This is a genomic window from Deltaproteobacteria bacterium, from assembly GCA_029210625.1.
Lineage (GTDB): Bacteria > Myxococcota > Myxococcia > SLRQ01 > SLRQ01 > JARGFU01.
Window position 1 is genome coordinate 107,841 of record JARGFU010000009.1, and the last position, 14,798, is coordinate 122,638.

General features: G+C 70.8%; 14 protein-coding genes. 13 read left to right on the forward strand and 1 reads right to left on the reverse strand.

What is annotated here, in order from left to right; genetic code table 11:
- Positions 1-49: 49 nt before the first annotated feature.
- A complete protein-coding gene (locus P1V51_10355) occupies positions 50-2,407 on the reverse strand; it encodes a radical SAM protein (GenBank protein MDF1563439.1) in 2,358 nt (785 codons plus the stop codon).
- Positions 2,408-2,640: 233 nt separating this feature from the next.
- Between P1V51_10355 and apbC the strand changes: the two genes are divergently transcribed.
- The 13 genes from apbC to P1V51_10420 all read left to right on the forward strand — a co-directional run bounded on the left by apbC (position 2,641) and on the right by P1V51_10420 (position 14,758).
- Positions 2,641-3,744, forward strand: a complete 1,104-nt coding sequence (gene apbC, locus P1V51_10360) for an iron-sulfur cluster carrier protein ApbC (GenBank protein MDF1563440.1) — start codon at positions 2,641-2,643, stop codon at positions 3,742-3,744.
- Positions 3,745-3,746: 2 nt separating this feature from the next.
- On the forward strand, positions 3,747-4,187 hold the full coding sequence (locus P1V51_10365) for a hypothetical protein (protein ID MDF1563441.1): 441 nt from the start codon (positions 3,747-3,749) through the stop codon (positions 4,185-4,187).
- Between the two features lie 51 nt (positions 4,188-4,238).
- Positions 4,239-4,673 carry a hypothetical protein gene (locus P1V51_10370; GenBank protein ID MDF1563442.1) on the forward strand — a complete coding sequence of 145 codons (435 nt, stop codon included), beginning with the start codon at positions 4,239-4,241 and terminating at the stop codon, positions 4,671-4,673.
- A gap of 262 nt (positions 4,674-4,935) precedes the next feature.
- Positions 4,936-5,790 (forward strand): 3-hydroxybutyryl-CoA dehydrogenase, encoded by an 855-nt coding sequence (locus tag P1V51_10375; protein ID MDF1563443.1) that lies wholly within the window; start codon positions 4,936-4,938, stop codon positions 5,788-5,790.
- Between the two features lie 13 nt (positions 5,791-5,803).
- Complete coding sequence (locus tag P1V51_10380) at positions 5,804-6,586, forward strand: enoyl-CoA hydratase-related protein (protein ID MDF1563444.1); 783 nt, start codon at positions 5,804-5,806, stop codon at positions 6,584-6,586.
- A gap of 41 nt (positions 6,587-6,627) precedes the next feature.
- On the forward strand, positions 6,628-7,770 hold the full coding sequence (locus P1V51_10385; protein MDF1563445.1) for an acyl-CoA dehydrogenase: 1,143 nt from the start codon (positions 6,628-6,630) through the stop codon (positions 7,768-7,770).
- A 4-nt stretch (positions 7,771-7,774) separates the two neighbouring features.
- Positions 7,775-8,911 (forward strand): acyl-CoA dehydrogenase family protein, encoded by a 1,137-nt coding sequence (locus P1V51_10390; GenBank protein MDF1563446.1) that lies wholly within the window; start codon positions 7,775-7,777, stop codon positions 8,909-8,911.
- A gap of 54 nt (positions 8,912-8,965) precedes the next feature.
- Positions 8,966-10,642 (forward strand): methylmalonyl-CoA mutase family protein, encoded by a 1,677-nt coding sequence (locus tag P1V51_10395; protein ID MDF1563447.1) that lies wholly within the window; start codon positions 8,966-8,968, stop codon positions 10,640-10,642.
- Between the two features lie 55 nt (positions 10,643-10,697).
- On the forward strand, positions 10,698-11,384 hold the full coding sequence (locus P1V51_10400) for a hypothetical protein (GenBank protein MDF1563448.1): 687 nt from the start codon (positions 10,698-10,700) through the stop codon (positions 11,382-11,384).
- Positions 11,381-12,637 (forward strand): amidohydrolase family protein, encoded by a 1,257-nt coding sequence (locus P1V51_10405; GenBank protein ID MDF1563449.1) that lies wholly within the window; start codon positions 11,381-11,383, stop codon positions 12,635-12,637. The genes P1V51_10400 and P1V51_10405 overlap by 4 nt, the downstream gene beginning before the upstream one ends.
- Positions 12,634-13,377, forward strand: coding sequence for a methyltransferase domain-containing protein (locus tag P1V51_10410; GenBank protein MDF1563450.1), 744 nt, complete (start codon positions 12,634-12,636; stop codon positions 13,375-13,377). Before P1V51_10405 ends, P1V51_10410 begins: the two co-directional genes overlap by 4 nt.
- Before the next feature lie 30 nt (positions 13,378-13,407).
- Entirely contained in the window at positions 13,408-13,815 is a 408-nt protein-coding gene (locus P1V51_10415; protein ID MDF1563451.1) for a cobalamin B12-binding domain-containing protein, read from the forward strand.
- A 37-nt stretch (positions 13,816-13,852) separates the two neighbouring features.
- Positions 13,853-14,758 (forward strand): hydroxymethylglutaryl-CoA lyase, encoded by a 906-nt coding sequence (locus tag P1V51_10420; GenBank protein ID MDF1563452.1) that lies wholly within the window; start codon positions 13,853-13,855, stop codon positions 14,756-14,758.
- Positions 14,759-14,798 lie beyond the last annotated feature (40 nt).

A 14,798-nucleotide genomic window follows, 5' to 3' on the forward strand; every position in this document is an offset into this window, starting at 1 on the left:
GCGAGTCTCCTCTCGCGGACGCCTCCGGTCAAAGGGGGCTGGAGGACCATCAGTCCTTCTTCTTCCGCCGCTTCTTCTTCGGGGCCTCCAGCTCGAGCTTGAGGGTCGTGCGCTGGTCCCGGGCGATCCGGATCGTGCGCGTCTCGTCGATGCCCGCCGCCTCGTCGTGGAGACGGACGGTGTGCTCGCCGACCTTCAGGTCCTCCAGGTAGACCGGGGTTCGCCCTCGCTCCACCCCGTCCACGCTGATGTCCACCTCGGGCCGGGTCGAGAGGTAGAGCTGACCGGTGCCCAGGCGCTCCGGCGGCGGTGGCGGCGGCGGCGGCGGATCGAAGGGGGGCGGGGCAGCCTCGGCCACGCCGTCCTGGAGCCGGATGAGCTCGTCGTCGAAGGGGGGCGGCGCCGCCTCGGCCACCCCGTCCTGGCGGCGGAGCACCTCGATCTCGTCGAAGGGGGGCGGGGCGGCCTCGGCGACGCCGTCGACCCGGCGCACCCGCTCCTTCTGCTTCGCCGGCCGGGCGGGGGCGGGCGCCAGCGCCGGGGTCGAGGCGCCCGCGCTGCGGGCCTCGGCGTCGCTCGGCGGTCCGTAGGCGTTGCCGTCGTGGATCACCGAGGTGTCCTCGTGGGCCTGCGGCGGCGGGTCCTGCGGGGCCGGCGGCGGTCCGTCGTAGACCTCGTCGTAGGGGGGCGGCGCGGCCTCGGCCACCCCGTGGTCCACCTTCGAGCGCCCGCTGCAGGCCGTGGCGCTCGCCAGCCCCGCGGCCACCAGCACCGCGGCGGCGTGGCGGGGGAGGCGGGCCAGGCGGGAGGCCAGGCCCTCCGGGGGCAGGGCCTCGCCCACGGCCAGGTCGATCACCGGGGAGGTCAGGCCGTCGATCCGGGCCCGCAGCTCGCAGAGCCGCTCGAGCTGCACGCGCCGGCTGGAGAGCTCGCGCCGGGAGAGCTCGGCCAGGCCCCGGGCGAGGGCGGGATCGTCGTCGGAGGGAGCCTCGCCGCAGAGGAGCACCAGCTCCCGGAAGTAGGCGGCGGTCTCCAGGTTCAGGTCGATCTCGAAGCGGGCGAAGTCGCCGGCCGTGCGGCGGGCCTTCCGGCCCCCGTAGAAGTGGCGCAGGACGGCCGCCTGGTGGTCGAGGCGGATGACCTGCCCGAGCAGGTCGTCCTTGCCCCAGCAGCGCCCGGCGAAGAGGTCCTTGCCCTTCTCCCAGACCCGGGCCACCCGGGGGTCGGCGTAGCGGTAGGTGCGGGCGAGGTAGCTGCCCTGGGCGCGCCCCTCGGCGATCATCCGCGCCTCGAGGGGGGTCCCGGCGTAGAGCTCGGCCCGGCAGTAGTTCAGGGGGTGGGCCGGGTGGCGCTCCACGAAGGCGAGGTCCGAGAGCATGCTCTCGATCGTCGCGTCGGGGTGGAAGATGATCATCGTGTACTGGGAGGAGAGCTCCAGCGCCTCGCAGAGGGCGACGGCTCCTTCGGCCTCCTCGGGGGTCTGGCGCCGGCCGATGGAGTCCATCCCGCGCTGGCTGGAGGACTCGATCCCCAGGAAGATGCGCAGCAGGCCCATCTCCAGGAGCTGCTCCAGGGCCGGGCGGTCGACGTCCCGGGGCCCCGCCTTCATCACGATCCCGATCCCCTCGAGCCCGTGGCCGTCGATGGCGTCGGCCAGCCGGCCGAGGCGCTCGCGGTTGTTCTTCGGGTTGGGCACCAGGAAGTTGTCGTCGTGAAAGACGAACTGCCGGACGCCGCGGGCGTGGAGGAAGGCCATCTCCCGGGCGATGTCCTCGGGCTCCCGGCGGCGGAAGCGCGGCCCCTCGACCTGGCGGTGGAGGGTGGCGATGCAGCAGTAGTCGCAGGCCCTCACGCAGCCCCGGGCCCCCATCAGGTAGGCGGTCGGGACGCCGGCCAGGAGGCGGGCGGGGCCGGCGCGATCGGGGAAGGGGAGGGACTCGAGCTCGCGGCGGACGGGGCGGGGCGCGCTCCGGCGCAGGTGCTCGCCCTCCCGGTGGACCAGGCCCGGCACCTCCGGGGCGCGGCGCAGCAGCCCGGCGCCCAGGCCGGCCAGCTCGACCAGGCTGTCCTCGGCCTCGTGGAGGAGGATCAGATCGAGGGCCGGGACGTCCCGGAGGATCGCCTCGGCGGCGCAGGTGGCGAAGTGCCCGCCGGCGATCACCGGCCGCGCGGGATCCTCGGCCTTCAAGGCCTCGGCCAGGGCGAAGAACTGCGGGGCCCGGACCTGGAAGGAGAGGGAGAGGCCGACCAGATCGGCGCCCCGCGCCAGGCCCAGGACCCGGGCGGCGTCGGCGGGGCCGTTGAAGGCCGCCTGGAGGGCCTCGTGGCCCGCCTGCTGGAGGGAGGCCGCCAGGTAGCCCAGCGAGACGTTGGCCTCGAGGTCGGGACCGACCAGGAGCACGCGCATGAGGTCCCCCTTTCGTGGGCGCTACGGTTGGAGAGCACGGCCGGATGCGCCCGAAGGAGGGTCGAGCGTACCAGGCCCCGGTGGCTTGCTTCCATCCACTACGGCCGGGGCGCCCCCGGGATCTGCCGAGGGCCCCCTTCCGCGGGGTTTGACGGGGCCGATGCGCGGTCGCATGATGCGCGCCCGATTCGCGCCGGCCCCACGCGCCCGCACCGAAGGAAGAGGAGTTTCCAATGGCCACGCCGACCCCCGACCAGATCCTCGAGGCCCTCAAGAGCGTCGAGGACCCCGACCTCCACCGCGACATCGTCAGCCTCGGCTTCGTGCAGGACCTGAAGGTGGAGGGCGACAAGGTCGCCTTCACCCTCCAGCTGACGACCCCGGCCTGCCCGATCCGCGACCAGCTCAAGGCCTCGGCCGAGGGCGCCGTGGCGGCCCTGGAGGGCGTCGCCACCGTCGAGGTCGCGCTCTCGGCCACCGTGCCCAGCAGCGCCGGCCCCGGCACGGCGGGCGCCGAGCCGGTGGCCCCCGGGGTGAAGAACATCATCCTGGTCGGCTCCGGGAAGGGCGGCGTGGGCAAGTCCACCGTCGCCGTGAACCTGGCCGTGGCACTGAAGCAGCTCGGCGCCTCGGTGGGCCTGATGGACGCCGACGTCTACGGCCCCTCGGTCCCGATGATGCTCGGTGTCTCCGACGCCCAGCCCACCAGCAAGGACGGCAAGCACCTCGAGCCCATCGAGGTCGACGGCCTGAAGGTCATGTCCATCGGCTTCCTGGTGGAGTCCGACCAGGCCATGATCTGGCGCGGCCCGATGCTCAACCAGGCGGTCGTGCAGTTCCTCCGGGACGTGCGCTGGGGCGAGCTGGACTACCTGGTCGTCGACCTGCCCCCGGGCACCGGCGACGTGCAGCTGACCATCGCCCAGCAGGTCCGCGCGGCGGGCTCGGTGCTGGTCAGCACCCCCCAGGACGTGGCGCTCCTCGACGTGATCCGCGCCAAGGGGATGATGGACCGGGTCCAGATCCCGGTCCTGGGCCTGGTGGAGAACATGAGCTTCTTCCTCTGCAGCCACTGCAACGAGCGCACCGAGATCTTCGATCACGGCGGCGCCCGCGAGGCCGCCAAGAAGCTCTCCGTGCCCTTCCTGGGCGCCATCCCGATCCAGCCCGCGGTGCGGGAGGGCGGCGACCGGGGCAAGCCGGTGGTGATGGCCGATCCCGAGTCCGAGATCTCCCAGACCTTCCTGCAGGTGGCCCGCGAGGTCGCCCACCAGGTCAGCCTCGCGGCGGTGGGGGAGACCGAGACGGCCGCGCCCACCCTGCGCATGAGCCCCTGACGATGCGGAGGGTCGGGCTGCTCCCCCGGATCCTCCCGATCGGGCTCCTCCTCGCGGCGGGCGCCTGCGGGCCCGGTCCGCACGCGCCCGCGCTGGACGAGCTGCGCTGCCGGAACGGTGACGCGGCCTGCCAGTCCAGCTCGGACCCCTTCCTGCTGGAGCTGGAGGTCGACCTGGTCGACCCGGACGGGGACCTGATGGGCGGCGCCCTCCAGCGCTTCCTGGACGGCCAGCTCCTGGGCGACCGGGAGCCCCTCGACGCGCTGCTGCGGGCCGGGGGGATGACCGCGGGGACCACCGAGGGGACCCTCCCGGTGGATCTGGGGCTGGAGCTGAGCGAGCTGCGCGACGGAATGCGGATCGAGGTGGCGGTCCAGATCGAGGACGCGGCGGGCCACGCCAGCAACCGGCCGGCGCTGGTGCTGGAGCTCACGCTGCGCTGAAGAGGGTCCCGGTTCTCGACCGGCCCGCCGGGAAGGGCTATTCCTCGACCCATGGTCGATCCCATCCCCCCCCGCGACGACGACGACGAAGAGATCCTCGACGAGCCGCTCCGCCGGCGCCTCGAGGGCTACGTGCCCGAGGCCGTGAAGAAGCTGGCCCTGGCCGGCGTGGGGGCGCTCTTCCTCACCGAGGAGGGCATCCGCAGCGTCCTCTCGGAGATGAAGCTGCCCCGCGAGGCCGTCTCCGGCGTCCTCTCCCAGACCGAGAAGGCGCGCTCCGAGCTCTTCCGGATGATCGCCGAGGAGTTCCGCCGCTTCCTGGAGCACGCCAACATCTCGGGTGAGCTCTCGAAGGTCCTCACCAACGTCACCGTGGACGTGAACGCGACCATCGCGTTCCGACGGAACGAGGAGGGGAAGCTCGAGACCGACGTGAAGAGCGACGTGAAGCGGCGGCGTGGGGGCGACGAGGGCGGCGACGAGTAGGCTCGCGGGCTTCGAGCTACGAGCTGCGAGCTTCGAGCGAATAGGCTGACGGCTGTGAAGAGGGGCTCTCGGGCCTCCCTTTTCACCCCCGGCGACCCGGTTGCTCACAGCTCATAGCTCGTAGCTCATAGCCGTCGCCCCGACGCCCGACAGGGCATCAAACTCCCTTTCGGCCACCGTCCGAGGCGGTGGCTGACAGAGGACCCCAAGGGGGATATGTGTCCCCCTTCATCCCCGACGTAACCAACGAAGGAGGCGTGCGATGGAGGTCAAGAACCTCGGAGTCCTTGGTGCCGGTCAGATGGGAGCGGGCATCGCCCAGGTGGCCGCCCAGGCCGGTCTGACGGTGAAGCTGGTGGATCTGGAGGACGCCTTCGTCGAGAAGGGCCTGGCCACCATCGCGGGGAGCCTCGACCGCCTCATCAAGAAGGAGAAGATCGAGGCGGCCGAGAAGGACGCCATCCTCGGTCGGATCAGCGGGAGCACCGATCTGGGCGCCTTCGAGGGCTGCGACTTCGTCGTCGAGGCCATCGTCGAGAACGAGGCCGTGAAGAAGGAGGTCTTCGCCAAGCTCGACGGCATCCTCCCGGCCCACGCCATCCTGGCCTCGAACACCTCGTCCATCTCGATCACCCGCCTGGCGAACGCGACGAAGCGCCCGGAGCAGGTCATCGGGATGCACTTCATGAACCCCGTGCCCCTGATGAAGCTGGTCGAGGTCATCCGCGGCATCGCCACCTCGGACGCCACCTGGGAGGCGACCCGCCAGCTCGCCGAGAAGGTCGGCAAGACGGTCGTCCTCTCCAAGGACTACCCGGGCTTCATCGTGAACCGGGTCCTGATGCCGATGATCAACGAGGCCTTCTACGCCCTCTACGAGGGGGTCGCGACGGCCGAGGACATCGACGCTGGCATGAAGCTGGGCACCAACCAGCCCATGGGCCCGCTCACCCTGGCCGACTTCATCGGCCTGGACACCTGCCTGGCCATCATGGAGGTGCTCCACGGCGGCCTGGCCGACACCAAGTACCGCCCCTGCCCCCTGCTGCGTCAGTACGTGGACGCGGGCTGGATGGGCCGGAAGACCGGCCGCGGCGTCTACACCTACGAGAGCTAGAGAGGGTCCTGCGATGAGCTACGAGAACCTGAAGGTCGAGGTCGAGGGCGGCATCGCCACCGTCACCATCGATCGTCCCAAGGCCCTCAACGCCCTGAACCCCGAGACCATCACCGAGCTGGGCGAGGCCTTCGCGGCCTTGCGGGACTCGGGGGAGGTGCGGGTGGCCATCCTCACCGGCGGCGGCGAGAAGGCCTTCGTGGCCGGCGCCGACATCTCGGCGATGGCCGGCTACACCGTCGAGGAGGCCCGCCACTTCGCCACCCTCGGGCAGAAGGTCTTCGACAGCCTGGCCGAGATGCCCTTCCCGGTGATCGCCGCCGTGAACGGCTTCGCCCTGGGCGGCGGCTGCGAGCTGGCCCTGGCCTGCGACCTCGTCTACGCCTCCACCAACGCCAAGCTGGGCCAGCCCGAGGTGAACCTCGGCGTGATCCCCGGCTTCGGCGGGACCCAGCGCCTCGCGCGCCGGGTCGGCATCGCGCGCGCCAAGGAGCTGATCCTCACCGGCAACGTCATCAAGGCCGACGCCGCCCGCTCGATGGGCCTGGTCCTGGAGGTCTTCGAGCCGGGGGCGCTGCTGCCCAAGGTGAAGGAGATCGCCAAGACCATCGCCGCCAAGGGCCCCCTCGCGGTCGCCCAGGCCAAGCGCGCCATCGATCAGGGCCAGGACGTGGGGCTGCCTTCGGCCAACGCCCTCGAGGTCCACGCCTTCGCCCAGCTCTTCGGCAGCGAGGACCAGAAGGAGGGCATGGCCGCCTTCCTCGAGAAGCGCGACGCGAAGTTCCAGGGCCGCTAGCGGCGACACCGACCCGACCCGACACCATCAGGAGAGACACGATGATCTTCGAGCTGACCGAAGAACAGAAGATGCTGCAGGACACCTGCCGGAGCTTCGCCGAGTCCGAGCTCGCCCCGAACGCGGGCAAGTGGGACGAGGAGAAGACCTTCCCCGCCGAGGCGGTGAAGAAGGTCGCCGAGCTGGGCCTGATGGGCGTGGCCGTCCCCGACGGCGAGGGCGGCTCGGGGATGGACAACGTCTCCTACGCGGTGGCGATGGAGGAGATCAGCGCGGGCTGCGCCGCCACCGGCGTGATCATGTCGGTGAACAACTCGCTCTACTGCGACCCGGTGCTGCGCTACGGCACCGAGGCGCAGAAGGAAGAGTTCCTCCGGCCCTTCGCCTCCGGGCAGAAGCTCGGCTGCTTCTGCCTCACCGAGCCCCAGGCTGGCTCCGACGCCGCCAAGCAGAAGACGACGGCGGTGCTCGAGGGGGACCAGTGGGTGCTCAACGGCGCCAAGAACTGGATCACCAACGGCCCCACCGCCGACGCGGCCCTGGTCTTCGCCATGACCGCCCCGGAGAAGGGCGTGAAGGGCATCTCCGCCTTCCTGGTCGACACGAAGACCGAGGGCTTCGAGGCCGGCGAGCCCGAGAAGAAGATGGGCATCCGGGCGGCCCTCTCCTCGGGGATCTTCTTCGAGAACTGCCGCATCCCGAAGGAGAACCTCCTGGGCCAGGAGGGCGAGGGCTTCAAGATCGCCATGAGCACCCTCGACGGCGGCCGGATCGGCATCGCCGGCCAGGCCCTGGGCATCGCCGCCGCCGCCCTGAAGCTGGCCACCCAGTACTCCCTGGAGCGGGAGGCCTTCGGGGGCCCCATCGCCAACCTCCAGGCGATCCAGTTCATGCTGGCCGACATGGCCACCGAGCTGGACGCAGCAAGGATGCTGGTCTGGCGGGCCGCCTGGATGAAGGACCAGAAGCAGCGCCACTCCAAGGAGTCGGCGATGGCCAAGCTCTACGCCGCCGAGGCCGCCACCCGCATCACCCACAAGGCCCAGCAGATCCTGGGCGGCAACGGCTACTCCGCGGAGTACGCGGCCGAGCGCCACTACCGCGATGCCCGGATCACCGAGATCTACGAGGGCACCAGCGAGATCCAGCGCCTGGTCATCGCCTCCTCCATCCTCCGGGGCTGAAACGATGAACTTCGCCCTCGAAGAGCACGAGCTGATGGTGCAGGAGACCGCCCGGCGGGTGGCCGTGGATCACCTCGCGCCGGGGGCCAAGGCCCTCGACGAGAGCCACGCCTTCCCGAAGGAGAACATCGAGCGCCTGGGCGAGCTGGGCCTGCTGGGGGTGAACATCCCCGAGCAGTACGGCGGCGCCGAGGCCGGGCCGGTGGCCTACAGCCTGGCCATGATGGAGGTCGGCGCGGCCTGCGCGGCCACCGGCGTGACCATGGCGGTCACCAACATGGTGGGCGAGATCATCGCGGCCTTCGGCACCGAGGAGCAGAAGGCGAAGCACATCCCGAAGCTGACCTCGGCCGAGTACGGGGCGGGCGCCTTCGCGCTCTCCGAGGCCCACTGCGGCTCCGACGCGGCGGCCCTTCGCACGAAGGCCGTCCTCGACGGCGACGAGTGGGTCATCGACGGCGAGAAGATGTGGATCACCAGCGGCGACGTCGCCGGGGTGATCGTCGTCTGGGCCCGGACCAGCGGCACCGGTCCGAAGGGCATCACCTGCTTCCTGGTCGAGGGGGGCACCCCGGGCCTCTCCGCCGGGAGACCTGAGGAGAAGACCGGCCAGCGCGGCTCCTCGACGGTCAGCCTCACCCTGGAGGGGGTGCGGGTGCCGAAGAGCGCGATGCTCGGCGAGGAGGGGCAGGGCTTCAAGATCGCCATGATGGCCCTCGACGGCGGCCGCATCGGGGTCGCCTCCCTGGCCACCGGCATCGGCCGGGCCGCCCTGGAGGCCGCCCGGACCTACGCCAACGACCGCCAGGCCTTCGGCAAGCCCCTCGCCGACTTCCAGGCCATCCAGTGGAAGCTGGCCGACATGGCCACGGAGCTCGACGCCGCCCGCCTGCTGGCGCTGCGGGCCGCCTGGCTGAAGGGGCAGGGGAGGCGCTTCTCCATCGAGGCCAGCATGGCCAAGGTCTTCGCCTCCGAGAAGGCGCTGGCCGCCTGCAACGAGGCCGTGCAGATCCACGGCGGCTTCGGCTACGTGAACGAGTTCCCGGTCGAGCGCTACCTGCGGGACGTGCGGGTGACGACCATCTACGAGGGGACCTCCGAGATCCAGCGCCTCGTCATCGCGCGCTCCCTGCTCGCGTAGCTCGCAGCCGATAGGCACCCTCGTCCAGCTGGTCTAGATTGCTCTGCCATGAGCATGATCGACAAGGACGCCCTGCAGCAGCTGCTCGAGCAGAAGGACTCCTGGACCCGCGAGGAGCTCGCCCAGGCCCTCGAGCGCCTCCCGAGGCGCAAGCCGAGGTTCGAGACCGACTCCGGCATCCCCTACGAGGACATCATCGGCCCCGAGGCCATCGCGCAGATGGATCCGGCCGAGATCGGCCTGCCCGGGCAGTACCCCTACACCCGCGGCGTGCAGCCGACGATGTACCGGGGTCGCCTCTGGACGATGCGGCAGTTCGCGGGCTTCGGCTCCCCCGAGGACACCAACAAGCGCTTCAAGTACCTGCTGGAGCACGGGGTGATGGGCCTCTCGACGGCCTTCGACATGCCCACCCTCATGGGCTACGACCCCGACCACCCGATGAGCCTCGGTGAGGTGGGGAAGGAGGGCGTCTCGGTGGCCTCCCTGGAGGACATGGAGGTCCTCTTCGCGGACATCCCGCTGGACAAGGTCACCACCTCGATGACCATCAACGCCCCGGCGATCATCATGCTCGCCATGTACGTGGCGGTGGCCGAGAAGCAGGGCGTGGGTCCCGAGAAGCTCGGCGGCACCATCCAGGCGGACATCCTCAAGGAGTTCATCGCCCAGAAGGAGTGGATCTGCCCGCCCCGGCCCTCGATGCGGATCCTCATCGACATGATCGAGTGGTGCACCCACAACATGCCGCGCTGGAACAGCGTCTCGGTGAGCGGGTACCACATCCGCGAGGCCGGAGCGACGGCGGTCCAGGAGCTGGCCTTCACCCTCGCCGATGGATTGGGCTACGTGGAGTGGTCCATCGAGCGGGGCATGGACGTGGACGAGTTCGCGCCGCGCCTCTCCTTCTTCTGGGACGTGCACAACGACTTCCTGGAGGAGATCGCCAAGTTCCGCGCCGCGCGCCGGATGTGGGCGAAGCTGCTCAAGGAGCGCTACGGCGCCAAGGACGCCCGCTCCCTCCTGCTGCGGACCCACGCCCAGACCGCGGGCGTCTCGCTCACCGCCCAGCAGCCCCTGAACAACGTCGCCCGGGTGGCCCTCCAGGCCATGGCGGCGGTCCTCGGCGGCACCCAGTCCCTCCACACCAACTCCCTCGACGAGACCTACGCGCTCCCGACCGAGGAGGCGGTGACCGTGGCCCTCCGCACCCAGCAGATCATCGCCCACGAGTCGGGCGTCGACCGGGTGGTGGATCCCTTCGGCGGCTCCTACGTGATGGAGCACCTCACCAACGAGATGGAGCGCCGGGCCATGGAGATCATCGACAAGATCGACGCCATGGGCGGCATCGTTGCGGCGGTGGAGTCGGGCTATCCCCAGAAGGAGATCGCCGAGTCCGCCTACCAGCACCAGCGGGAGGTGGACCGCAAGGAGCGGATCATCGTCGGGGTGAACGACTTCGTCTCCGAGGGCGACAACCCGATCGAGCTGCTCCATATCGACGAGGCGGTGGCCCGTCACCAGAAGGAGCGGCTGGCGAAGGTGAAGGAGAAGCGGGACGCCGCGGCGGTCGAGAGGGCCCTGGCGGCGATCAAGCAGGCCGCGGACGAGGGGGAGAACCTCTTCCCGTCGATCCTCGATGCGGTGCGGGTCTACGCGACCGTCGGGGAGATCTCGGACGTGTTCCGGGAGGCGTTCGGGGTCTATCGCGAGACGGCGGTGTTCTGATCGGGCTGCGAGCTACGAGCTGCGAGCTAGGGCTCGTGATCGGGGGGTACTAGCGATGGCGCGGGAGCCGAGGCTTTCCGGGGAGCTGGTGATCCCGGAGGAGATCCGGGCGGCGCTGGCGGAGCTGCGGCTGATCCACGGGATCGACGCGGTGGCGGAGCTCTGCCTCGACGAGGTCCGGGCCCTGGAGCGGGCGATCCAGCACCGCTTCCCCGACGCGCTGCTGGCGCTGCTGGCGGCGCACCTGAAGCCCCTGGTGCACGCCTACGAGCTGGACCTCGACAAGGTGATGGCGCTCTCGGGGAGGGTCCACGCCCTGGGCGGGCGCGGCGATCTGGTGGCCTTCGCGAAGGATCCCGCCGACGGGCGCTACCTCTGCTGGGTGAAGGGCGAGCCCCGGGAGCCGCTGCCCCTCCTGCTTTTTGAGCCCGGCACCCGCGCGTCGTCCTCGACGACCCTGCCGGAGGTGCTGGCGGAGTGGATCGCCACCCACCGGCAGCTCCACCCCGACGCCCCCCGCTTCGAGGCGGGCCTGGCCGCCACCTTCCACCCCCGGACGGTGATGCCCCTGCCGGGCGGCAGCGACGGCCGCCGGGTGCGGCACGCGAAGTTCGGCGAGGGGAGGGTGCTCCTCGAGTCCGGCAGCGGCCCGACCCGCAAGGTGAAGGTCGACTTCCCCGGCCACGGGCTCAAGCACCTGCAGGCCCGCTTCCTGACCTACCTCGACGAGGAGGAGGCATGAAGCGAAGGGCGATGAAGCTGATGAAGATCACCGGGATCACCCTCGCCGCCTTCGCCGGCCTCACCCTGCTGGCGACCTCCTCCTGCGTGGTGCGCCAGCTCGGCGGCGCCTTCACCCGCCTGCCGGGGGAGGCCAAGCAGCAGCTCTCGGTGGGGGCGCGGAAGCTGGTGCTCGAGAGCCTGGAGGGCCTCGACACGAGCAAGGTCCGGGACTTCCACGTCCACATGCTGGCCCTGGGCAGCGAGGTGGAGGGCGCCTACATCAACGAGGCGATGACCTCCTGGGGCAGCCCGGTCCGCTACTTCAAGTACCTCATCTACCGCTCGGCGGCCGGCATCCAGGACGTGGAGAGCGCCGACGCGCAGTTCCGCGAGCGCCTCGTCGATCTCGGGAAGCACCTCCCGATGTCGATGAAGCTCCACATCCTCGCCTTCGACGAGCACTACAACGCCGACGGCACCGTGAACGCCGAGAAGACCGAGTTCCACACCCCGAACGCCTACGTCTTCGCCATGGCGAAGCAGCACCCCGGGCTCTTCGAGCCGGTGATGAGCGTCCACCCCTACCGGAAGGACGCCCTCGAGGCCCTGGATCGCTGGGCGAAGGAGGGCGGGCACTACGTGAAGTGGCTGCCCAACGCGATGGGGATGGATCCGGGGGACGAGCGCCTCGACCCCTACTACGAGAAGATGAGGGAGCACGGCCTGGTGCTCATCACCCACGCCGGCGAGGAGCAGGCCGTGGAGTCCGAGGAGGACCAGGCCCTGGGCAACCCCCTGCGCCTGCGGCGGGCCCTCGACCACGGGGTGAAGGTCATCGTCTCCCACTGCGCCAGTCTGGGCACGGACGTCGATCTCGACGACCCCGAGGGGAAGCGGGTGCCCAGCTTCGAGCTCTTCCTGCGCCTGATGGACGACCCGAGGTACGAGGGCCTGGTCTTCGGGGACATCTCGGCCCTCACCCAGTTCAACCGGCTGGGGGGGCCGCTGGACACGATCCTGAAGCGCCAGGATCTCCACCCGCGCCTGGTCTACGGCACCGACTACCCCCTGCCGGCCATCAACGCCCTGGTGCGCACCGAGGACCTCGTCGCGGGGGGCTACATCACCAAGAAGGAGCGGCGCTGGCTCAACGAGATCTACGAGTTCAACCCGATCCTCTTCGACTTCGTGACCAAGCGGCGCCTGAAGCACCCCGAGACCGGGGAGCGCTTCGCCGACGGCATCTTCGAGGCCCCGGCGGCGCTCCCGTGAGCCAGGCCGACCAGTTCTACGACCGGGTCTACCTCCCCAGCAGCGCCCACGCCTTCACCGAGGGCCTGGCCGACCGCGAGGTCGGGGTGATCCTCGGCCTCCTCGGGCTGCCCCCCTCGAGCCGCCTGCTGGATCTGGGCTGCGGCGACGGCCGCCACCTGCGCGCCCTGCGGCGCGCCGGCTACCCCCGGGGCGTGGGGCTGGACCGCTCGGCCTCCCTCCTGGCGGCGGCCCGGGAGGCCGACCCCCGCTCGATCCTGGTCCAGGGGGACTACCGGGGGCTGCCCTTCCGGGAGGCCAGCTTCGACGGGATCTACGTCTGGTACGCCGGCCTCTTCGTCCTCGAGACCCGGGCCGAGCACGAGGCCCTGCTGGCCGATCTCTTCCGGACCCTGCGGCCCGGCGGGCGCCTGGTCCACGACGGCGCCAACCCGGATCTGCTGCGGCGGGAGCCCGAGAGCCACTTCGAGAGCCGCCTCCCGGGGGGGATCTACGTCAGCGAGCACTGCGAGTGGCGGGAGGAGGAGGGCCGCGAGCACGGCTTCCGCCGGCTGCTCTACCCCGACGGGAGGGTGGAGGAGGGGGCCTGGGCCATCTGGCACCCCGACCCCGGCACCCTCACGCGGCTTCTGGAGGGCGCTGGTTTCGAGGTAGAGTCCCTGCGCGACGAGGGCGGCGCTCCCTTCGACCCCGACCGGGCCCACGACCTGGTGGTGGTGGCGCGCCGTCCCGAGATCTAGCTTGTTGGTTGAAACGCAAGGGACGACAGCATGAGTGATCGCAAGGCGAGAGTGTTGGTGGCGAAGCCGGGCCTGGACGGGCACGACCGGGGCGCCAAGGTGGTGGCCCGGGCCCTGCGCGACGCGGGCTTCGAGGTCATCTACACGGGCTTGCACCAGACCCCCGAGATGATCGTCAACGCCGCCATCCAGGAGGACGTGGACGCCATCGGCATCTCGATCATGTCGGGCGCCCACCTGACCCTCTTCCCGGCCATCATGGATCTGCTCGAGGAGAAGGAGGCCTCCGACATCGGGGTCTTCGGAGGGGGCATCATCCCCGACGCCGACGTGCAGACCCTGCTGGAGAAGGGCGTGATGAAGCTCTTCACGCCGGGCACGCCCACCCACGAGATCATCGCCTGGGCGGAGAGCTCCATCCAGCCTCGCCAGGGCTGATCGCCCGCCAGGAGAGGAGGCCGAGATCTTCGAGTCGCTGCCAGAGCGGGTGCGGATCTACGAGGTCGGCCCCCGGGACGGCCTGCAGAACGAGGCCGCCCTCCTGCCCACCGACAAGAAGGTCGAGCTGATCCTCGCGCTGGCCGACGCCGGGCTCGAGAAGGTCGAGGTGACCTCCTTCGTCTCGCCGAGGTGGATCCCGCCCCTGGCCGACGCCCCCGAGCTCTGCGCCCGCCTCCCGAAGCGGGAGCACACCACCTACAGCGCGCTGGTGCCAAACCAGAAGGGGCTCGAGAACCTGCTGAAGACCGATCTGCGCGAGTGCGCGATCTTCATCTCGGCGAGCGAGACCCACAACCGCAAGAACATCAACCGGGGCATCGACGAGGCCGCCGAGCTCTTCGAGTCGGTCGTCGCCGCGGCCCTGGAGGCGGGCCTGCGGGTGCGCGCCTACCTCTCCATGGTCTGGGGCTGCCCCTGGGAGGGGGACGTCCCGGTGGACCGGGTGGTCGAGCTCACCCGGCGCCTGCTGGGGATGGGCTGCTACGAGGTCTCCCTGGGTGACACCGTGGGCTACGGCACGCCCGCGCAGACCCTCCACATCCTCCGGCACCTCTTCGAGGCCGGCATCGAGCCCGGGCGGCTGGCGATGCACATGCACGACACCCGAGGCGCCGCGATGGCGAACTGCCTGGCGGGCCTGGAGGCGGGCATCACCACCTTCGACGCCGCGGTCGGCGGCCTCGGCGGCTGCCCCTACGCCCGGGGCGCCAGCGGCAACCTCGCCACCGAGGACCTCGTCTACCTCCTCCACGGGATGGGCGTCGCGACCGGGATCGATCTCGAGAAGCTCATCGACGCCGCCGAGCTGGCTCAGGCCCTCGTCGGGCGGCCCCTGCCCGGGCGCTACTTCCAGGCGCGGCTGGCCGAGCGCCGCGGCTAGCGCTCGCGCCCCACCGGGACCTCCCCGCCACCATCCCCGT